At 66.1% G+C, this 20,221-nt stretch carries 18 protein-coding genes; 7 read left to right on the top strand and 11 right to left on the bottom strand.

Annotated features, from left to right (window positions below; translation table 11 throughout):
- Window positions 1-184 precede the first annotated feature (184 nt).
- Together J2728_RS10185 and J2728_RS10180 are read right to left on the bottom strand one after the other, a co-directional pair.
- Window positions 185-1,186 carry a DNA/RNA non-specific endonuclease gene (locus tag J2728_RS10185; protein ID WP_309998797.1) on the bottom strand — a complete coding sequence of 334 codons (1,002 nt, stop codon included), beginning with the start codon at window positions 1,184-1,186 and terminating at the stop codon, window positions 185-187.
- A 12-nt stretch (window positions 1,187-1,198) separates the two neighbouring features.
- Complete coding sequence (locus J2728_RS10180; protein ID WP_309998795.1) at window positions 1,199-1,918, bottom strand: hypothetical protein; 720 nt, start codon at window positions 1,916-1,918, stop codon at window positions 1,199-1,201.
- Between the two features lie 46 nt (window positions 1,919-1,964).
- On the opposite strand from J2728_RS10180, the gene J2728_RS10175 reads away from it, so the two are divergent.
- Entirely contained in the window at window positions 1,965-2,348 is a 384-nt protein-coding gene (locus J2728_RS10175; RefSeq protein WP_309998794.1) for a hypothetical protein, read from the top strand.
- A gap of 2 nt (window positions 2,349-2,350) precedes the next feature.
- Window positions 2,351-2,551: a hypothetical protein gene (locus J2728_RS10170; RefSeq protein WP_309998792.1), complete on the top strand. Its 201-nt coding sequence runs from the start codon at window positions 2,351-2,353 to the stop codon at window positions 2,549-2,551.
- Here J2728_RS10170 and J2728_RS10165 read toward each other — a convergent pair.
- On the bottom strand, window positions 2,548-2,775 hold the full coding sequence (locus tag J2728_RS10165; protein ID WP_309998791.1) for a hypothetical protein: 228 nt from the start codon (window positions 2,773-2,775) through the stop codon (window positions 2,548-2,550). The two genes, J2728_RS10170 and J2728_RS10165, sit on opposite strands and share 4 nt — an antisense overlap.
- A 162-nt stretch (window positions 2,776-2,937) precedes the next feature.
- Window positions 2,938-3,156 carry a helix-turn-helix domain-containing protein gene (locus tag J2728_RS10160; RefSeq protein ID WP_309998790.1) on the bottom strand — a complete coding sequence of 73 codons (219 nt, stop codon included), beginning with the start codon at window positions 3,154-3,156 and terminating at the stop codon, window positions 2,938-2,940.
- A gap of 632 nt (window positions 3,157-3,788) precedes the next feature.
- On the opposite strand from J2728_RS10160, the gene J2728_RS10155 reads away from it, so the two are divergent.
- Complete coding sequence (locus J2728_RS10155) at window positions 3,789-4,652, top strand: CBASS oligonucleotide cyclase (RefSeq protein WP_309998788.1); 864 nt, start codon at window positions 3,789-3,791, stop codon at window positions 4,650-4,652.
- A gap of 83 nt (window positions 4,653-4,735) precedes the next feature.
- Here the strand turns inward: J2728_RS10155 and J2728_RS10150 are convergent, their stop codons facing one another.
- Window positions 4,736-5,869 (bottom strand): hypothetical protein, encoded by a 1,134-nt coding sequence (locus J2728_RS10150; RefSeq protein WP_309998787.1) that lies wholly within the window; start codon window positions 5,867-5,869, stop codon window positions 4,736-4,738.
- A gap of 529 nt (window positions 5,870-6,398) precedes the next feature.
- On the opposite strand from J2728_RS10150, the gene ppdK reads away from it, so the two are divergent.
- Together ppdK and J2728_RS10140 are read left to right on the top strand one after the other, a co-directional pair.
- Window positions 6,399-9,086 carry a pyruvate, phosphate dikinase gene (gene ppdK, locus J2728_RS10145; protein WP_309998785.1) on the top strand — a complete coding sequence of 896 codons (2,688 nt, stop codon included), beginning with the start codon at window positions 6,399-6,401 and terminating at the stop codon, window positions 9,084-9,086.
- 87 nt (window positions 9,087-9,173) lie between these two features.
- Window positions 9,174-9,833, top strand: a complete 660-nt coding sequence (locus J2728_RS10140) for an SAM-dependent methyltransferase (protein WP_309998784.1) — start codon at window positions 9,174-9,176, stop codon at window positions 9,831-9,833.
- Window positions 9,834-10,104: 271 nt separating this feature from the next.
- On the opposite strand, the gene wrbA is transcribed toward J2728_RS10140, so the two are convergent.
- Window positions 10,105-10,704, bottom strand: a complete 600-nt coding sequence (gene wrbA, locus J2728_RS10135) for an NAD(P)H:quinone oxidoreductase (RefSeq protein ID WP_309998782.1) — start codon at window positions 10,702-10,704, stop codon at window positions 10,105-10,107.
- Window positions 10,705-10,788: 84 nt separating this feature from the next.
- Window positions 10,789-11,493 carry a pirin family protein gene (locus tag J2728_RS10130; RefSeq protein ID WP_309998780.1) on the bottom strand — a complete coding sequence of 235 codons (705 nt, stop codon included), beginning with the start codon at window positions 11,491-11,493 and terminating at the stop codon, window positions 10,789-10,791.
- A 127-nt stretch (window positions 11,494-11,620) separates the two neighbouring features.
- Here J2728_RS10130 and J2728_RS10125 point away from each other — a divergent pair, with 127 nt between their 5' ends.
- The gene (locus J2728_RS10125; RefSeq protein WP_309998779.1) at window positions 11,621-12,523 is read left to right on the top strand and encodes a LysR family transcriptional regulator; all 903 of its coding nucleotides are present in this window, start codon (window positions 11,621-11,623) and stop codon (window positions 12,521-12,523) included.
- Here the strand turns inward: J2728_RS10125 and J2728_RS10120 are convergent.
- Complete coding sequence (locus J2728_RS10120) at window positions 12,520-14,115, bottom strand: ice nucleation protein (RefSeq protein WP_309998778.1); 1,596 nt, start codon at window positions 14,113-14,115, stop codon at window positions 12,520-12,522. The genes J2728_RS10125 and J2728_RS10120 overlap by 4 nt on opposite strands.
- 99 nt (window positions 14,116-14,214) lie before the next feature.
- The gene (locus J2728_RS10115; protein ID WP_309998777.1) at window positions 14,215-15,519 is read right to left on the bottom strand and encodes an Hsp70 family protein; all 1,305 of its coding nucleotides are present in this window, start codon (window positions 15,517-15,519) and stop codon (window positions 14,215-14,217) included.
- A 127-nt stretch (window positions 15,520-15,646) separates the two neighbouring features.
- Here J2728_RS10115 and J2728_RS10110 point away from each other — a divergent pair, with 127 nt between their 5' ends.
- Complete coding sequence (locus J2728_RS10110) at window positions 15,647-16,828, top strand: BaiN/RdsA family NAD(P)/FAD-dependent oxidoreductase (protein WP_309998775.1); 1,182 nt, start codon at window positions 15,647-15,649, stop codon at window positions 16,826-16,828.
- Window positions 16,829-16,958: 130 nt separating this feature from the next.
- On the opposite strand, the gene J2728_RS10105 is transcribed toward J2728_RS10110, so the two are convergent.
- A complete protein-coding gene (locus J2728_RS10105; protein ID WP_309998774.1) occupies window positions 16,959-19,211 on the bottom strand; it encodes a DEAD/DEAH box helicase in 2,253 nt (750 codons plus the stop codon).
- Window positions 19,212-19,448: 237 nt separating this feature from the next.
- A complete protein-coding gene (locus J2728_RS10100; protein WP_309998773.1) occupies window positions 19,449-19,883 on the bottom strand; it encodes a hypothetical protein in 435 nt (144 codons plus the stop codon).
- Window positions 19,884-20,221 lie beyond the last annotated feature (338 nt).

Here is a 20,221-nt window from a genome sequence, read left to right as displayed (position 1 = left end):
AAGTTCTAGTGCAGTGAGGATCGCGAGCCATTTAGAACTCGATAGAGTTGGCGGAATCTATCGATCATCGGGCTGAGATGACGCTACAGCGGAGCTCAGTTGGCGTCCAGTTGACCATTCCTCCGGCACCTTACCAGCCGTCACTGCATGGTCGGTTAGACACGCCGCCGGCACGCTGAATTGGTCAGTTCGGAAGGGCATAGGTTCCAGTGATCAGCGCGCCGGCCGTCCGCTTGCACTGCGGGCTGTTGGTCAGGGATTTCGGACCAGGCGGATCGAAGGGCCAAAGGCTCAGCGCCTCGTCGGGACCGGAGGTTGCCTGCGGGAAGAATGCTAGGCCGGTGACGGCGGAGATCTTCGACAGCCGCGTGATGTGGCTGGTGATGTAGTCGAACGCCGCTTTGCCATCCAAGTCCGTCTGATCGTGCGGCATCATCACGGCTAACACCTCGACGCCGCCATCCGGCCTCTTCCGCGCAATGATCTTGTAGAAGGCCGATGGCACTGCGACGCGCTTTTGACCGTTGCGAGAAGTCATCCGCACCGTCAGGTCATCAGGGTCGCGCACGCCGTCGCCGTTTCGATCGAAAACCGAGCCGCTGAGCACGTAGACCTCGCCGTACTCCTTGGCCCAGAGGCGCGTAAGGCCTTCCAGGATCTGCCAGACACCCCGGTTAAATTGGCAAAACTGCGGGGCCATGTTCGACATCAGGAACGAGTTGTGGACCGAAAGGCGGCTCTTGGTGACGTCGGCGCTGGGGGTCAGATGGCCCTGGTCGAAGATGGGTTCATCGTAGTCCGTCGGGCTAGCGGCCGCTTCCTTTGTGAGCCTCGGGTCAGGGCGGAAGCAGTCGGACCGATCGACCTGCCCGATAGCCGCATCGACGACGTGGTCAGCGGTCCAGATGGGGATCCGCAGCCTGCTATCGTACTGGATGACATAGTCGCTTTGGACGAGCTGCACCTCGCTAGCCGATGGCGTTGATTGTGGCCTGGGCGCGCCCCACGGGAGGTGTTCTTCCAACGCTTTCGCCTTGTCGCTGGCGCTAAGGGTGAGAGCCCTGTCGGCGTCGGCCTTTTCGCTTGCGCTGCAGAGGTCCGCCGCCTCGGCTCCGTGCCCCGCCAGCAGCAAGAGGCCAGCGGCGAGGGCTCCAGTCAGCATTCGCAGGCTGCCTTTCTGCGTCATGGCGACTTCTCCTTAGAGCCCGTTCTGTTGGCGGTAGGATTGGACGTCGCTCTTGGAGACGTCGGATGAAAAGCATAGCGGCGCGTAGCCGCCAGCCCGGCTGTAGGCGCTGCGTCGTCCGCATTGGCTGCCGTTGCGCGCCGTGTTGTAGGGGCAGGGGCAGTTGCCGGGATAGCTGGCGATGGACTCGGCGATGATGCGCTTCTTGATCGCCTCATCAGACAGCTTGGACTTTGCGTCCGCGCTGAACGGAACAACGCCGACGACAAGCGCAGAAGCGATAGCGATCGCTTTGAAAGGCGCGTGCAGCATGATTGCCCCCGAGTTGCTCGACGATGAGCGCTCAATCGGAACCTGTAAATAGTCAAGGTTGGCGGCCGTAGTGCGGTCGCACGCCGCACCGGCTTTGGGTGCGCCGCCGTTGACTCTCAGGAGCGCGGGGGCGAGAACAAAAAAAGAACATGGAGATTGATAATGCTGCCGCCACGCGCCCCAGAGCGCGCGAAGACGCACGCCCGTAAACCCCGGGTCTACCGCCGGGCCATCGCCCGCCTTACCCGCGTACAAGCCCAGGACGGCCCTGCCGGCGCGCTGCGCACCCTTCATTTCCTGCTGCATGAGCAAGGCGCTCTCAAAGGACGGGCCGACTACGTAGAGCCCACGCATGTGCCGCTCTTCGAAGGCGAAGTGGCTTGGTTTGAGGTCGAAAGGGTCGAGCGCGGCAACGGTCACACGTGGCCCTGGTGGCGGGCGATCCGCCAGGTGGAGCCGCCGGACAATGCCTGAACTGAGCGATCAGCAGCGCCGAAAGCTTATGGCGCTTGAGCCCCATTACGCCGAAACGCGCCTTGTCGATCTCTTCGAGCGCAAGTGTGAGCTCATCTTCCGTTGCCTAGCCTGTGGGACCAGCAAGACCTGGCGGCGAGACACCATGCTCGGCCGCGCGCGTCCGCTGCTTGGTCTGACACTCACAGAAATTCAGCGCCGAACGCCGTGCCCACGCTGTGGGGCGCGGATGGCGCAGTTGGCCGTGAGCGGCGTCTGGGAGTCGCAGGATCTCGCCGAACATTTCCGCTGGGAAGCGATCGAGGCGCTGCGTGGTGCTGGCGTCGATCCGCAAGCCCTCGGCTACGGTTGGCGCCCGCCAGGAGTGCGGCGCTGATCATGGCCGACATGGACCCACGCACTGGCAAGCTTGAACGCCTCACGATCCGTTGCGCCTGCGGCTACAGCGTCACCTGGACCAAGCAGGCCATTCTCGCCAAGGCTGGCCCTTGGCGACGTCCGGCTGAGCTGGCCCGCGCCCTGCGTTGCACCGCATGCGGCGCCAAGGGACGGGCAGGGATTTCCGGCGACAAGCGCTAGCGGCCGGCGTCGCGCAGGGCTCGAGCCCGCCGCCGCAATTCTTCGGCTACCTCACGCGCCAAACTCGGGCCGCCGTCGAAGGCCGACGCGCCAGCATAGGCCTCGCGAGCCAGACGCTCGAGGTCCTCGGCGCTGCTTGGCGCGTATTCCTCAAGGACCTCCGCCACCATGAAAGCCGCGTCGGCGGAAAGGGTTGGCGGGACGTCGTACTGCCGGGTGACCACGGACGCGACTGGCTCGATCTGACGCGCCCGGAAGCTCAGATTTTGAGGGCTACGCCCGGCGGGACCTTGGCGGTAGAGCGCGACTTTCCGTCGGAAGGCCCCCCGATCAGGTGCGTCTGTTTCAGGCTTAGTCGACGCGCCATCAGCTAGGGTACCCGTGGATCAGTCCGCGTCGAAGAAAACTCCGGCGCGCGTTCCTAGTGCGCGCGCGAGCGCAACTATCGTCTTCACGCCAACGTTCCGCTCACCACGCTCTATGCCGCCGACGTAGTTCCGGTGCAGTCCGGCTGCATCGGCAAGCTCTTCTTGGCTCATGTTGAGCTCTAGCCGGCGTCTGCGGACAGCCTGCCCAATCGCACGAAGTTCTGGATCCGCTGGCACGCATCGGAACTTGCGGACTTTGCCGTCACGCTCTACACACTATCAGTGTGATTTTGGCCCCGACCAGCGACGAAGTGGATGCTGGCGTCACTGAACTCGTCAACCGATTGGTGGCGGCGGGGCAGGGGCCAGCCCCAGCGGTCTATCTTGACGTCGGAACGTTCGCGTTTCGCCAGCTCCTAAGCCATAGCGAAGATGCCGACGAGTTCGAGTTCCTCCGTCAGCAAATTAGAGCGGGGCTACTTGCCGTGTTAGCTGAGGTGTCGCTTTCAAGCTGGCCTCGGATCTCTAATTGAAGGCTAAGGATGGGCCCCAAGACGATCGCGGTCCTCAGGATTGTCGCCGCTCTGCTTGTCCAAGGTGGAGGAGGCTTGATAGGCCTTTGCTTCGTGATGCTCGCGATGTCGCATCGTTTTGACTTGAGGTGTTTGGGCGGCATAGTGCTTGGAGCGGGAGCGGCGTTTAGCGGCCTTCAGCTCCTTCGATACATCCCGTACAGCGAACCCGGAACGGCAAGCCTAGGTGCAGTCAATGCGCTCAGTCCGCCTGGGGATAAGTGACCGCTTTCTGCCGCGACGTGCTGTCAGTCTGGCTCTACTGTAGGGCGGGACAGTGCGTCATCCGATAGCGACATGGCAAAGACCATCGAAGAGGGGTTTCGACTTCTAAAGTCAAACCTCGAAATTACCGGCCTTCAATCCTCGACCGCGTCCACGCGCCAGGCCAATGTCCGCGCAGCGCTGGAGGACGACTTTACGATCCTCGACTCGTTCCTCACGGGATCGTACCAGCGCTCCACTATGATCGCGCCGCTGAGAGAGGCGGACATCGATATCTTCGTCGTGCTCGACCCGAAATACTACGGCCTGGCCAACCAGGGCGCCCTGCTCGCCAGCGTAAAACGGGCGCTTCGCAAAACGTATCCGACAACACCTGACATCAGTCCCGACGGGCAGGCGGTCACCGTCACATTCACGGATTTCAAGGTTGATGTTGTGCCGGGCTTTTACCGTAAAGACGGCGGGTTTCTCATCCCCGACAGCCAACTCGGCCGTTGGATTCCAACGGATCCGAAGAAGCATGTTGAGCTCTGGTCAGCTGCAAACAGGGTCCACAACGGTGACCTTGTCCCGCTCATCAAGATGGTCAAAGCCTGGAACAAGAGTCGCAACCTGGTGCGTTCATTTCACCTGGAGACCCTAGTGATGTCGGTTCTCCAAGGCGTCAGAATATCTAGTTTCCCGAGCGGCCTTCGCTACGTGTTCGACAAGTCTCGGGCGAAGATCAAGTTCAAGCTGGCCGATCCTGCAGGATACAGCGACGACGTGGCCGCGTATCTGACAAAGACCGAGGAGATGGACAAGATCATTGGACGTCTCGATTGGGCCTACGCGACGGCGCTTGAAGCAGAGCAACTTGCCGCGAACGGTAGGATTCGGGAGGCTTTTGAACGATGGAACTTGATCCTGAAGGGATACTTCCCGGCCTATGGCTAGGGCCGTAGCCTGCACAGAGTCTCACTCGGAAATTGGGTATAGGGTAAGCCCAGGCAGTAGCGCAGTCGCTTGCGTCGACCGCATTACGGTTGAGGGCCGGTCTTCCACATATCGTACTGAGCGTTGAGCGTTTTTTCGTTCCGGCTATAGAGGCCGGCGGGGAAAGGCGGCATTCCTTCAACAATGGCGTTGTAGTCGCTCACGATAGCGACCACTCGGGTTTGGTCGGGCCGTGGCGTGGCCAACTCCGTCCTGAGACGTTTTTCAAGAACCTCGATTTCCTTGGCGGCATCGCCATAGGCGAAGGCGGCACCCGAGATTTCGCTGGTTAGCAACAGCACAACGAGCACGCAAAAGAGCCGCAAGCTGATCGGCGATTCGTGGGGCGTTAAGCTGATGCTGACCCCGAACACGACGATCCCAAGAACAGTTGAGGCAACGCATAGTCGCCAAGCCTCTTTGCTAGCGATGCCAGCCAACACTTTGGTCCAAAAGGCGCTTTCTGAAAGCATTTCGCCGAGGCGTCGTGGACTCGGTGCCGCCTGGGACTTGAAATACGCGGGATCAATCAAAGCGCGGCCTTCGGCTTCGCTGGACGTGGCCTCTGCAATCAAGTCGCGCATGTCGTCCGGCGAAATGGTCATACCTAGGCCATCGGCGAATAGCGTGGCGCGACGCAGTCGTTCGGCATGACCGCGAACTTTTCGAGAGCGAAGTCCGAGAGTGGCAATGGCGAAGGCGAGGAGTAGGCCGACTATCGCTAGCAACGTGCTGAAGGTCTCCGCGAGCGGAAACGTGGTCAACGCCGCAAGGATCGCAAGCGCCAACTGGGCTCGAAGTGTCCACGAACGCAGTTTAGCGGCTCGGCCGAACTCTGCCTTCTGCAGTCCGACTAGCAACGCCGCGTCCGAGGGTTGCGGCGGAGGCGACTCGATCATGGTGGGTGATATCTTTGAGAATCGAGACGCAACGGAGCCACGCCGTACGAAGCAAGGCAACAACGCAAAACCGTCCTGCCATCTCTTCTCCTTATCCCCCCGGCCCCCCTCATCCTCATCTTGGAAAAAAGATGCGCGGCGCGCGCGAGCGGAAGAGCTCGCGCCGCGCAACAAAACCGGTGGAAAACCGGTGATTTGTTGCGCTTTTCGGCTTGCCGTCGCGCCAGCCAGCATCAAAATCAAAGACTTAAGCGGTGTTGCATGCGCTTCGGTCTGCATAACCGTTCTAGGGACAGTGGAAGGCCGGCGATAGCCGCTTGGAGCTGACGACGGCGCCTCCACGGGGGCGAGCGGCGGGCGATCCGTAGAGGTCGCCCGCCGCTTTCGTTCGAGCGGACTTCAACCGAGGCGCCGACTCGTTCGCCAGACCCGCGGCGCGGTCGTGGATGCCAAAAAAATACGTCAGGAGTCGCGCTAAGGTTGCCGTCGGGCGGTGCCGAGGAAGCGTTGCGCGCCGCGAAAAGAAGCGATCCTTGTCGCTGGTCCTGGGCAATCCACGGGGATTTGACGAGGTTTGTCCGACGCGTGGTCAGCGTGGTTGACTGGACAACGTTGTCATTGGAAATATTTGCCGAATTCTCAAGATGGGGCGCGGAACGCGAAGCGCCAGTGGACGCGTTCTTGAACGAAGTGCTACTGAGGCCCCGGATATTGCACTGCGGGATCACGATACAGCAGCGCTGTTCCAAGGTGAGACGCTCTCAGCAGAGGGGCGCGGCCTTTTCACTTATCGCAGGGTGAATTTCATATGCCGGTTGAGACGCTGACCAAGGCCCGTTGGGTATACGCATTTGGCGGAGGCGGCGCCGACGGCGACGCCTCGATGAAAAATCTTCTGGGAGGCAAGGGCGCCAACCTCGCCGAGATGTCCTCGCTGGGCCTGCCGGTGCCGCCGGGGTTCACGATCACCACCGAGGCGTGTGTTCATTACTACGCCAATGGCAGGCAGTACCCGGCCGAACTGGCCCAGCAGGTCGAGGTCGGCCTGGCCAAGGTCGAGGAGATCACGGGCAAGCGCTTCGGCGACGTTTCCAATCCGCTGCTAGTCTCGGTGCGTTCGGGCGCCCGGGCCTCGATGCCGGGCATGATGGACACGGTCCTGAACCTCGGCCTCAACGACGAGACCGTCGAGGGCTTGGCCAAGCTGTCGGGGGACCGCCGCTTCGCCTATGACAGCTATCGCCGCTTCATCCAGATGTACTCGAACGTCGTGCTGAACCTCGAGCATCACATGTTCGAGGAGATCCTAGACGACCACAAGGAACGCCTGGACGTCCACGTCGACACCGGTCTGACCGCCGACGACTGGGCCGAGGTCATCAAGGACTACAAGGCCGCCGTCCGCGATCAGCTGGGCAAGCCATTCCCGCAGGACGCCCAGGAGCAGCTGTGGGGCGCCGTGGGCGCGGTGTTCGCCAGCTGGATGAACGACCGGGCCAAGTTCTATCGCCGCATGCACGACATCCCCGAAAGCTGGGGCACGGCCGTGAACATCCAGTCGATGGTGTTCGGCAACATGGGCGACACTTCGGCGACGGGCGTGGCCTTCACCCGCAATCCGTCGAACGGCGACAACCGTCTCTATGGCGAGTTCCTGATCAACGCCCAGGGCGAGGACGTGGTGGCGGGCATCCGCACGCCGCAATCCCTGACCAAGGCCGCCCGCGAGGAGATGGGCGACACCGCCCCCTCGATGGAAGAGGCGATGCCGGCGGTGTTCGGCCAGTTCAAGACCGTGGTCGAGACGCTGGAGCGCCACTACCGCGACATGCAGGACATCGAGTTCACGGTGGAGCAGGGCAAGCTTTACATGCTGCAGACCCGCAACGGTAAGCGCACGGCCAAGGCCGCGCTGAAGGTGGCGGTCGACATGGCGGCCGAGGGCGTGATCAGCAAGGAAGAGGCCGTGGGCCGCGTCGAGCCGGCCTCGCTGGACCAACTGCTGCACCCGACCATCGACCCCACGGCGCACCGCGACGTGATCGCCGTCGGCCTGCCGGCCTCGCCCGGCGCGGCGACCGGCAAGATCGTCTTCGACAGCGACGCCGCCGAGAAGGCCGCCGCCGCCGGCGAGTCCGTGATCCTGGTGCGCGAGGAGACCTCGCCGGAGGACATCCACGGCATGCACGCCGCCCGCGGCATCATCACGGCGCGGGGCGGCATGACCAGCCACGCCGCCGTCGTGGCGCGCGGCATGGGCCGGGCCTGCGTCTCGGGCGCCGGCGACGTCGCCATCTTCCCGAAGGAAGGCCTGTTCCGCGTCCGTGGGCGCGAGTTCAAGGCCGGCGAGATCATCACCATCGACGGCTCGACCGGGGAAATCCTGGCCGGTTCGCCCAAGATGATCGAGCCCGAGCTGACCGGGGACTTCGCGACCCTGATGGGCTGGGCCGACCAGGTCCGCCGCCTGAAGGTGCGCGCCAACGCCGAGACGCCGCTCGACGCCAAGACCGCCCGTCAGTTCGGCGCGGAGGGCATCGGCCTCTGCCGGACCGAGCATATGTTCTTCGACGACACCCGGATCGCCGCCGTGCGCGAGATGATCCTGGCCGACGACGAGAACGGCCGCCGCGCCGCCCTGGCCAAGATCGCGCCCTTCCAGAAGGCCGACTTCGTCGAGCTCTTCACGATCATGGAAGGCCTGCCGGTCACGATCCGCCTGCTGGATCCGCCGCTGCACGAGTTCCTGCCGCACACCGAGGAAGACGTCGAAGCCGTGGCCAAGGCCACCGGCCTGGACGCCGCCAAGCTGCTGCGCCGCGCCAAGGAGCTGCACGAGACCAACCCCATGCTGGGCCACCGCGGCTGCCGCCTGGGCGTCTCGTATCCCGAGATCTACGAGATGCAGGTCCGGGCCATCCTGGAGGCCGCGTGCGAGATCGCCAAGTCGGGCAAGGCCGCGCCCGTGCCGGAGATCATGCACCCGCTGGTCGCCAAGGGCGAGGAGATGAAGTACCTGCGCGACCTGACCGACCGCGTCGCCAAGGCGGTGCTGGAAGAGCAGGGCGTGGACCTGAAGTACACCGTCGGCACCATGATCGAGCTGCCCCGCGCGGCCCTGCGCGCCGGCGACCTGGCCGCCAACGCCGAGTTCTTCAGCTTCGGCACCAACGACCTGACCCAGACGACGTTCGGCATCAGCCGCGACGACGCCGGCAAGTTCCTGGGCGCCTATATCGACAAGGGCATCTTCGAGAAGGACCCCTTCGTCAGCCTCGACCAGGACGGCGTGGGCGACCTGATCCGCATCGCCGCCGAGCGTGGCCGCGCGGCCCGTCCGGACGTCAAGCTGGGCATCTGCGGCGAGCATGGCGGCGATCCGGCCTCGATCGGCTTCTGCGAGAAGGTCGGCCTCGACTATGTGTCGTGCTCGCCCTACCGCGTGCCGATCGCGCGCCTGGCGGCCGCCCAAGCGGCTCTCGCCAACAAGGGCTAAGCGCTCGCTGAACTCACTTGGAGGGCCTCGGACTGGACAGTCCGGGGCCCTTTCCCTATCCGGGTCCTCAATGTTCGGGGGGAAGTCATGGCCTATCTGCGCTGGCGCCGGTTCACGGAGCTGCTGTCGCTGGACAATCCGGCGTTGGGCGAGCTGTTCATGCGCAAGCGCCACAAGCCGATCGTGGCCGCGCCCGTCGAGAAGTGGGACGCTGAATACCAGGCCGGGATCTACGACCGCCTGAACCACTCCGAGCAGCGTCATCACCATCGCCTGCTGGCGGCCATGATCGCGGACCGCTGGCCCAATCCACGCGTGCTGGAGATCGGAGCGGGCGAGGGGGTGTTCTACGAGGCCCTGCGCGCCCACCGTCCCGCCCGCTATGTCGGCGTCGATTTCTCTAGGCCCGCCATCGAGCGTGGCGAGCTGCGCCTGGCGCCCGAGATCGCCATCGGCGAGGTCAAGATGGTGCTGGGCGACGGCCGGACCTTCGAGACCGACGAGACCTTCGACGTGGTGGTGTTCTCCGAATGCATCGAGCATCTGGGCGAGGTCGAGGACCTCGTCGCCCACTACGCGCCGAACCTGAAGCCCGACGGCGCCGTGGGCCTGACCATGTGGCTGGCGCTGAAGCCTCTGCGCCTATGGCATCGCCTGAAGACGATGGGCGAGGTGCTGGACGAGGCGGTGATCAACACCCCTTGGGGCGGCGGCTGGCTGGTGGCCGTGGTGCGGGCGAGGGGCTGAGAGGCAGGCTTTGCGCCCCCTCCGTCGCGATGCGTGTCCGCATCGCGCCACCTCCCCCGCACGCTTCGCTACGGGTGAGGAGGGCGTCTTCCTCCTCACCCGTAAAACGGGGGAGGTGGCGCGGCGCCGATAGGCGACGTGACGGAGGGGGCGTGTGACGCTCCGCTCAAACGCAAAACCGCCCCGAGGCGGGAGGAGCCTCGGGGCGGTTGCTAAGGCCGTCCGCCTAGGGGGAGGGACGCGGACGGCGACTGACGGCTAGAGGGAGGGGTTAGCCGTGCAGCTTGATCGCGGTCTCGGCGACCTTGCGGCCCTGGTAGCGGGCGCCCGTCAGTTCGTTCTCGCTGGGCTGACGCGAGCCGTCGCCGCCGGCGATCGTGGTGGCGCCGTAGGGGCTGCCTCCGGTGACTTCGTCTAGGGTCATCTGGCCGGCGTGGCCGTAGTCCATGCCCACGATCACCATGCCGAAGTGCAGCAGGTTGGTGATGATCGAGAACAGGGTGGTTTCCTGGCCGCCATGCTGGGTCGCCGTCGAGGTGAACGCGCCGCCGACCTTGCCGTGCAGGGCGCCGCGGGCCCACAGGCCGCCGGCCTGGTCGAGGAACGCCGCGAGCTGCGAGCTCATGCGGCCAAAGCGCGTGCCCGTGCCGACGATGATGGCGTCATAGTTGGCCAGGTCCTCGACCGTGGCGACCGGCGCCTCCTGATCGAGCTTGAAGTGGGCCTTCTGGGCGACTTCCAGCGGCGCGGTTTCAGGAACGCGCTTGATGTCGACCTGGGCGCCGGCTTCGCGGGCGCCTTCGGCGACGGCCTTGGCCATCGTCTCGATGTGGCCGTACGACGAGTAGTAGAGAACGAGAACCTTGGCCATCACGGCCTCCTTTGAGAATGGGTTAGGGGAGGAAAGTCGGACGCGAGGCTAAGGTTTCCCCGCGTCCGTTTCTTGAAGGAAACTCTAGTCCAGGGCGGCGTCGACCAGGACCAGTTCGGCGTCTTCCAGGGCGGTGACGGTGATCGCGTCCTCGTCCTTGATGCCGGCCCCGTCGCGGGCATTCAGCTTGACGCCATTGACCTCGACGGTCCCGACGGCCGGGACCAGGTAACCGCTACGGTCCTTGCCCAGGGCGTAGGTGGTGCTCTCGCCGGCCTTCAGCGTCGCGCCCAGAACGCGGGCGTCGGTGCGGATCGGCAGGGCGTCGGCGTCATCGGCGAAACCCGAGGCCAGGGTGACGAACTTGCCCGAGCGGTCGCCCTTGGGGAACGGCTTGGCGCCCCACGACGGCGCGGCGCCGAAGTTCTTGGGCTCGATCCAGATCTGGAAGATCCGGGTCGTTTCCGGCTCGAGGTTGTACTCCGAGTGGCGGATGCCCGTGCCCGCGCTCATCACCTGGACGTCGCCGGCCACGGTGCGGCCCTTGTTGCCCAGGCTGTCCTGGTGGGTGATCGCGCCGTCGCGGACATAGGTGATGATTTCCATGTCGCTGTGCGGATGCGGCGGGAAGCCGGTGTTGGAGGCGATCTCGTCGTCGTTCCAGACCCGCAAGCTGCCCCAGTTCATGTTGCTGGGGTCGTAATAGCTGGCGAACGAGAAGTGATGCTTGGCCTTCAGCCAACCGTGGTCGGCGCCGCCAAGCTTGTCGAACGGTCTGCGGTCGATCATGGCTCTAACCTTTCTGTTCCTCTGACGCGCCGGTCCGGCGCGTCGTGTTGAGGAGAAGATAGGGGACCTGACTGGATCCGAAATGGAAACTGTTGAAACACATGGTTTCCAAAACTAAGATTCGTCCATGTCCAAGCTTCCCGATCTCGAAGGCCTCGCCGTGTTCGCCAAGGTGGTGGAGCTGCGTTCGTTCGCCGCCGCCGCCGACGAGTTGGCGATGTCCAAGGCCACCGTCTCCAAGGCGGTGACCCGGCTGGAAACGCGGCTGGGCGCGCGACTGTTCAATCGCACCTCGCGACGCCTGGCTCTGACCGACGCCGGTCAGTCCCTAGTCGAGCGCGCCACCCGCGTCCTGGCCGAGGCTCAGGCGGCCGAAGAGGAGGCCTCCAGCCAATCCTCCGCGCCGCGGGGTGTGGTCCGCATGGCCGTGCCGATGTCGCTGGGTATCACCACGCTTGGCCCCGTGCTGCCGGCGTTCCTGGAGGCCTATCCGGAGGTGTCGATCGACCTGCACCTGTCGGACGCCACGATCGACCTGGTGGGCATGGGCTTTGACCTGGCGCTGCGTGTCGCGGCCCTTCCGGACAGTTCGCTGGTGGCGCGGCGGCTACGGGCGGTCAGGCGCCATCTTGTGGCCTCGCCGGCCTATTGGAACCAGCACGGTCGTCCGCATCATCCCGCCGACCTGGCCCAGCATCGCGGCCTGACCTACGGCCACCAGTCCGCGCCCGAGACCTGGCGTTTCCAGAAGGGCGGCGAGGAGGCCGCGGTGCGGCCAAGGTCCGTGATCCGGGCCAACAACGGCGACGTCCTGCTGCCGGCGCTGCTGGCGGGATCGGGCGTCGCCATGCTGCCGGACTTCATCGTCGGACCGGCCGTGGCGGATGGGCGGCTGGAAGAGGTGCTGACGGAATGGCAGGGCGCGCCGATCGCGCTTCACCTGGTCATGCCGCCCGGCGGCCCCCGACCCGCGCGGGTGGAGGCGCTCGCGGCCTATCTGGCCAAGACGCTCGGCGGTTCGAGCCGCTAGAGGCTGTCGACCTGGGCTGGCGTCAGGGCGGCCAGCTGCAGCGGCGTCATCGCCGCGATATTGGTCGTCGATAGCCAGTCCAGTTGGTTGATGGTCAGGCCGGGGATCTGCGACGGCATCAGGTAGCCGATCTGGGTGGTCGAGAATCCGGCGATCACCGTGGTGGCCAGCGACCCGATCTGGGTCGTCGTGAAGCTTTGGACCTGGGTGGCGCCGAACAGCGCGAAGGCGGTCGAGGACAGGCTGCGCATCTGATAGGGCGAGAGGCCCTTCAAGGCCGTCGGCGTCAGCGTGCCCACCTGGGTGGGGGACAGACTGGCCAGGTTCGACACCGAGATCGCGCCCAGTTGCGCCGGCGACAGGGTCGCGATCTGGGTATCGGTGAACTCGTCCATGTCCGCCGAGGTCAGCCCCCCCATCTGCGTCGCCGTCAGACCCGCCAGCTGTGTCTTGGTCAAGGCCTGCGTCGTCGTGGTGTCCAGGCTCCTGATGTTGGTCGCCGAGAGGCCGCCGAGCTGGGTGGCGGTGAGGCTTAGGATCTGGGTGGTGGACAGCTCGGCGAAGTCGGTCGGCGTCAAGCCGGCCATCTGGGTGCTGGTCAGCGCCGAGAGATGGGTCGAGGTCAGGGTCGCCATCTGGGTGGCGCTCAAGGCGCTGATGTTGCTGGCGGACAGCGCGGCCATCTGGGTGGCGCCGAAGCTGGCGACCTGCGTCGCCGTCAGTTCGGCGAAGTCGGTCTCGTTCAAACCGGCGATCTGGGTCGGCGTCAGGCTGGAGACCTGGGTCGTCGTCAGGCTGGAGACCTGGGTCGCCGACAGGCCACCGAACCCCTCGGGGCTGAGGCCCGCCAGCTGGGTCGCGTTCAAGCCCGCGACCTGGGTATCGGAAAGGCTGCTCGTCTGGGTGCGCGAGAGCCCGCCAAGCTGCGTCGCCGACAAGACGGTGAAATCGGTGTCGAGCTCGCCAATCTGGGTGGTCGAAAGCGCCCCGACCTGGGAAACGGTCAGGCCCTGCAGCTGCGTGACGGTCAGAGCCGCCAGCTGGGTTGTGTCGATGGCTGGGACCAGGGTCGTGGGCAAGGCCGCGATCTGAGCGGCGGACAGCGCCTGCAACTGGTTGGCCCGCAGCTCGCCCAGATCGGCGACGGTCATCGCCTGGATCTGCGCGGAGGTCAGGTTCTTGAGCTGGGTCGGGTCCAGGGCGCCGATCTGGGTCGTGTCGAGCGCGATGAAGTGCGTGGTGTCCAGCGCTCCGATCTGGGTGGCGCTGAGGGCGTCCATGCGATCGGCGTCCAGCTTGGCCAGCTGGGTCGAGGTCAGGGCGTTTAGCTGGGCGCCGCTAAAGGCGGTCAACTGTTCCGCGTCGAAGATGAGGGTGGGGGCGAAGGCCGGTATCTGGGTCGCCGTCAGACCCTTCACGGCGGTGTTGGAGATCGCCGAGACCTGGGTGGCGGTCAGGCCCGACAGCGTCGTGGTGGAAAGAACGGCGACCTGCGTGCTGACCAAGCCTTCCAGCTTGGTGGTCGACAGGCCCTGGATCGTGGTGGCCGAGAGGGCCGCGATCTGTGACGCGGACAGGTACGAAATCGGCACTGGACTCGCTCTCCCCAAGGTCGCGACGCGAATCGTTCGCGTTAACCCTAGGGCAAAGCGCAGCTCGCGGCCATGCGACCAACGGGCCTGGCGCCGCGATCAGCCGGCGCGCATGGTCCAAAGGTCGAGATCGGCCTCGCGGCCGATCAGGGCCAGGCCCGAGGCGATGGACTCGAACTCGCCGCCGCTCTCGATCTTGTCGGCTCCAAACCGACGCAGGAAGATGTCGCGCACGGCCGGAACGAACGAACTGCCGCCGGTTAGGAACACGCGGTCGACGCCGTTTTCCGAAAGGCCGGCGCGATCGAGCGCCTCGGCCACGGCGCCCTCGATGGCGGCCAGTTCCGGCGCGATCCAGCCTTCGAAATCGGCCCGCTGGACCTGCTTCTCGATCCGGACGGACCCCGCCTCGAAGAGGAACGTCGCCGCGTCGTGGCTCGACAGCGCCTCCTTCAACGCCGAAACGGAACGATAGAGCGCGTAGCCGTGATTGCCGTCCAAAACCTCGATGAGGGCCGCGATCTTGTCGGGCTCGACGGCCGTGCGCTCCAAGGCGCGGATGTCGCGCATGTCCTTGGAGGCGCGCAACAGGGCCAGCTGGTCCCAGCGCGCGAAGGCGGCGTAGTAGCGCTGCGGGATCGGCAGCTTGTTCGAGAACGACCGATAGTCGGATCCCTTGCCCAGCTCGGGCGAGACCAGTTGGTCGATGATCCGGTAGTCGAAGGCGTCGCCGGCCAGGCCGACACCCGAGCGCGACAGCGGCGTCGAGCGCAGCGTCCCGTCCGCCGCGCGCTCGAACCGCACCAGCGAGAAGTCCGAGGTGCCGCCGCCAAAGTCGGCGACCAGCACCGTGGCGTCCTGCTTTAGCTGCCGCGCGAAGAAGAAGGCCGCGCCGACCGGCTCGTAGGCATAGCGGATGTCGGAAAAGCCCAGGCGCTGGAACGCCGCTTCGTAGCGGGTCAGCGCCAGGCTCTCGTTCGGCGAGCTGCCGGCGAAGGTCACGGGCCGGCCGACTATGATCCGCGGCGGAAGGTCGTTCATCCGCGCGCCGGCGTGCTCGCGCAGCCGCAGCAGGAACGCCGCCAGGAGGTCCTCGAACTGGTAGCGCTTGTCCAGGATGCGCGTCTCGGTGAAGGCGGCCGAGGCGGCGAAGGTCTTGAACGACTGGATGAACCGCGTCTCCAGCGGCTCTTCCAGATAGGCCTCGATGGCCCACGGGCCGGCCTCGACTATGCGTTCGCCCTGGACGCTGTGGAAGCTCAGCGCCGAGCGGAAGGCGAAGAGCTCGCGGTTATCGATCGAAAAGCGGACGAGGCGCGCGTGGTCGTCGCCGTGCGTCATCGAGACGACGGTGTTGGTGGTGCCGAAGTCGACGCCGATCGTCGGCGCGTGGGCGGCCGTCATGGGAGGCTCGATGTGCTAGGAGGGCGGGGCGAGCGTCGTAGCGTCTTCCGTCGTCGCGTCAAGGCCGGCTGGTTGACACCGGACCCCGCGTCGGCTCGAAGAGGCGCGAGCAAGCAGCGGGCGAACCTTGGAAAATTTCGACGTCCTGGTGATCGGCGCGGGCGCGGCCGGCATGATGTGCGCCATCGAAGCGGGCAAGCGCGGACGCTCGGTGCTTGTCATCGATCACGCCAAGGCAGCGGGCGAAAAGATCCGCATCAGCGGCGGCGGGCGCTGCAACTTCACCAACACCGGCGCGTCGATCCATAACTTCCTGTCGGCCAATCCGAAGTTCGCGCTGTCGGCGCTGCGTCGCTATCGGCCAAAGGACTTCATCGCCCTCGTCGAGCGGTACGGCATCGCCTATCACGAGAAGACCTTGGGCCAGCTGTTCTGCGACGGCTCGGCCAAGCAGATCATCACGATGCTGCTGACCGAGATGAAGGCCGCCGGCGTGACGCTGCGGCTGGAGACCGGCGTGGAGAGCGTGGCCAAGACCGAGGGCGGTTTCGAGGTCGCGCTGTCGTCCGGCAAGGTCGCCTGCGCCTCATTGGTTGTCGCCAGCGGCGGCAAGTCGATCCCGAAGATGGGCGCGACGGGCCTGGGCTACGACATCGCCAGGCAGTTTGGGCTGGGGATCGTCGAGACCCGCCCGGCGCTGGTGCCCTTGACCTTCGAGCCGGGCATGCTGGCGCGGCTGACGCCGCTGTCGGGCGTGGCGCTGGACGCCGTGGTCGCCCACGGCAAGACCAAGTTCCGGGAGGGGATGCTCTTCACCCACCGGGGCCTATCGGGACCTTCGATCCTGCAGATATCGTCCTATTGGCGGGAGGGCGACGAGATCCGGGTCGATATGGCCCCGGGCGTCGACGCCTTGGCCGCGCTGAAGGCGGCCCGCACGGCCACGCCGCGCCAGGCGGTGGCGACCGTGCTGTCGACCCTGCTGCCCAAGCGCGTCGCCCAGGTGATCGCCGAGGAAGAGGCGGCCGGGAAGGGCAATATCGCCGACTGCTCGGACAAGGTTCTGGGCCGGCTGGCGGCGGCGGTCAACGCCTGGACCTTCAAGCCGGTGGGCTCGGAAGGCTATCGGACGGCGGAAGTGACCCTGGGCGGGGTCGACACCGACGACCTCGACTCGCGGACCTTGGAGGCCAAGGCCGTGCCGGGGCTCTATTTCATCGGCGAGGTGGTGGACGTCACCGGCTGGCTGGGCGGCTATAACTTCCAGTGGGCCTGGGCCTCGGGCTGGAGCGCCGGGCAGGCGGCCTAGCCAAATCCTCCCCCAATGGGGGAGGAGGCCGAAGGCCGGAGGGGGAAGTGCTTTGAGAGCATGCCTTCTTCCCCCTCCGTCGTCTCTCCGAGCCGACACCTCCCCCGCTAGGGGGAGGATTTTGGTCTAACTACTTCTTCTTAAACGGCTTGCCCGCGGGCTTGCCGCCGGGCTTGGCGTCGAAGCTCTTGGCCTTGAAGGGCTTGGGGCCCTTGAACGGCTTGCCGGGGCCCGCGTCGTCGCGCTTGCCGGCGTAGGGCTTGGAATAGGGCTTCGGGCCGGCGGCGTTGTCGCTGAAGCTCTTCTTGAAAGGCTTCTTGGGCGCCTCACCGTCCGCGCGCGGGGCGCGGGGCTTGTACTCGCGGGGCGCGTCGGCGCCCGCCTCGTGGCGGGGCTTGAAGGCGTGCTTGGGAGCGCCTTCCGCGGAATGGGGCGAATACGGGCGCGGCGCGTCATCGCCGCGCTTGAAGTCCCGCGGCGCGTCGTTGTCGCGCGGGGCGCGGCGCGGCTTGTAGTCGCCCTTGGGCTCTTCGCCGCGGCCATAGGGCTTGGCGTTGCTGAAGCCGTCGTCGCCGAAGCTGGACGGACGCGGCGTGTGATCGCGCGAGCCGGGCGCGTTGGCGCGCGGCGGACGCGGACCGTCCTCACGCACCCGATCTTCGCGAGGCGCGCGCGGCTTGTACTCGCGGGGACCATCGTTGTCGCCGCGCGGCGGACGTGGCGCATATTCCCGGCGCGGGCCGGCTTCGCGCGGCGCCGGAGCCGTGGTCGGGGTGATCGAGACGTCTTCGCGCACCGTCGTCTGGACCGCCGCGCCGAACTTCACGGCCGCCTCGGCCGAGATCTCGAACTTGGTGTCGTAGTCGAAGATCCGGATCGCGCCGATGTCCTTCTTGGTGATGTGGCCCAGGCGGCAGATCATCGGGATCAGCCACTTCGGGTCCGCGTTGCCGCGACGGCCGACGCTGATCCGGAACCACTCCGAGCCGTCCATGCTGACGCGCGGCTCGCGTTCCGGACGCTCGCCCGGCTCGCCCGTGCGCGAGCGCGGACCCGGATCGGCGCCGTGGCGCGGATCGTCATAGATGTCCTCGGGCGAGGGCAGCTTGGCGCGGCGGGTGCGGATCAGGGCCGCGGCGATCTCGACCGGGGTGCGCTTGGCCAACATGGCCTCGGCCAGGGCGATGTCCTCGTCGGTGCTGGTCTCGGCGAAGATCGGATCCTCGAGCAGGCGCTCCTGGTCTTTTTCGCGGATCGAGTCGGCGCTGGGCGCGCCGCCCCATTCGGCGTCGACGCCGGCCGCGTACAGCAGCTGTTCGGCCTTGCGGCGACGGGTGTAGGGCACGACGAGCGCCGAGACGCCCTTCTTGCCCGCCCGGCCGGTGCGGCCCGAGCGGTGCAGGAGCGTGGCCTTGTTGATCGGCAGCTCGGCGTGGATCACCAGGCCCAGGTCGGGCAGGTCCAGACCGCGGGCGGCGACGTCGGTGGCGACGCACACGCGGGCGTGGCCGTCGCGCAGGGCCTGCAGGGCGTCGGCGCGCTCGCGCTGGCTCAGCTCGCCCGACAGGCCGACGACCGCGAAGCCGCGCTCGCGCAGTTTGTTGTGCAGGCCGCGGACGCTCTCGCGGGTGTTGGCGAACACCAGGGCGCCGGGGGCTTCGAAGAAGCGCAGCAGATTGACGACGGCGTGCTCGACCTCGTTGGGCGCTACGCGCACGGCGCGATATTCGATGTCGCGGTGCGGCTCGTTGCGGCCGATGGTGTCGATGCGGACGGCGTCATTCTGGTAGCGCTTGGCCAGCTCGACGATGTCGCGGGCCAGGGTGGCCGAGAACAGCAGAGTGCGGCGCTCGGGCGGGGCGGCGTCCAGGATGAATTCCAGGTCCTCGCGGAAGCCCATGTCCAGCATCTCATCGGCCTCGTCGAGGACGGCGACTTGCAGCTTTGACAGGTCCAGGTGGCCGCGCTCGATGTGGTCGCGCAGACGGCCGGGCGTGCCGACGACGATGTGGGCGCCGTAGTTCAGGGCGCGCTGTTCGCGACGGGCGTCCATGCCGCCGACGCAGTTGACGACCACGGCCTTGGCCTCGGCGTAAAGCCAGGTCAGCTCGCGATTGACCTGCATGGCTAGCTCGCGGGTCGGGGCGATGACCAGGGCCAGCGGCTCGGCGGCCTGGCCGAAGGTCTCGGCCTCGCCCAGCAGGGTCGGGGCGGCCGCGAGGCCGAAGGCGACGGTCTTGCCCGAGCCCGTCTGGGCGCTGACCAGCAGGTCGCGGTCGGCGGCGTCGGCGGCCAACACGGCGGCCTGGACGGGGGTGGGCTCGGCGTAACCCTGAGCGGCGAGAGCCCGCTCAAGAGCGGGGTGGGAGGCGGGGAAGGGCATATGGGTCCAGTTCACGTCTGCGGCCGCACACAAACACGCGCGGCTCGCGCCATGACCAAATCGGGCCCCTTTGAAGCCTTGAACGCTTCCCTCGGACCGCTTCTTGGTCGAATTCCAACAAAAATAGCCCCCTTCCGCCGCCGAAGCGACACGAAGGGGGCTCGATGAGCGGCCTTATGCGCTTGTTGCGGCGCAAAAAGCAAGGGTGGCGCGATAGAAGGAGCGGCTGGTCGCCGTTCAGGCGACGCTGGCGTCCTCACGGCGACGGGCCGTCAGCTCGCCAGCCAGACGCGCGACGCCGGCGGTCAGCAAGCCCAGCATCGCCATCATCAGCGCTTCGGCCAGACCCGGGGCCAGGACGGGCAGGGTGGGCGTCACGCCCAGATTGGCGATGCCGACCGCGCCGGCCAGCAGGGTGTAGGCGGCCGCCGCGAAACCGAGCGGAAGGGCGCTGCGGGCGATCGCGTTCAGCCACTTCGTGTCGGGCTTGGCGAGGGCGAGTCCGGGTCCCGCGACCAAGCCGACCAACAGGATGATGGCGATCAGCTTCACCGGGACGGCGGCGTTGGAGAAGACGGCGACCAGGGTGAGCGACTTCTCCGTCGCGGCCTGGGCCGGAGTGTCGAGGAATATCGCGCCGAGCGCGGCGAGGGTGACGTGGGACAGACGCATGGCGGTCTCCTTCCGAGTGATTACGAATGTAAAATCATCGGAAGAGTTACGCTTGTAAATTTCTAAGTCAAGCCCAACGTCCGGACGCTTGGGTGCCCAAAAATCCTCCCCCCGTGGGGGAGGCGGTCCGAAGGACCGGAGGGGGGAGTGGCCGGTCAGAAGGACTTCCCCCTCCGTCGGCTTCGCCGACACCTCCCCCGCCTGGGGGGAGGATTTTACGGGCGTTCGCGGCGCTCTATCATCCGCGTAGACGAAATCGAACCCAACGATTTCAACGACTTCTCACTTTTACACGCCGCTGGATCATCCGCGTTCAAACCCCGCCCATACTGATCTCA

The organism is Caulobacter segnis, assembly GCF_031454995.1.
In the GTDB taxonomy this organism is placed as follows: domain Bacteria; phylum Pseudomonadota; class Alphaproteobacteria; order Caulobacterales; family Caulobacteraceae; genus Caulobacter; species Caulobacter segnis_E.
The sequence above is the reverse complement of the archived record's forward strand: the minus strand, read 5'-3'. Positions and strand labels throughout refer to the sequence as shown.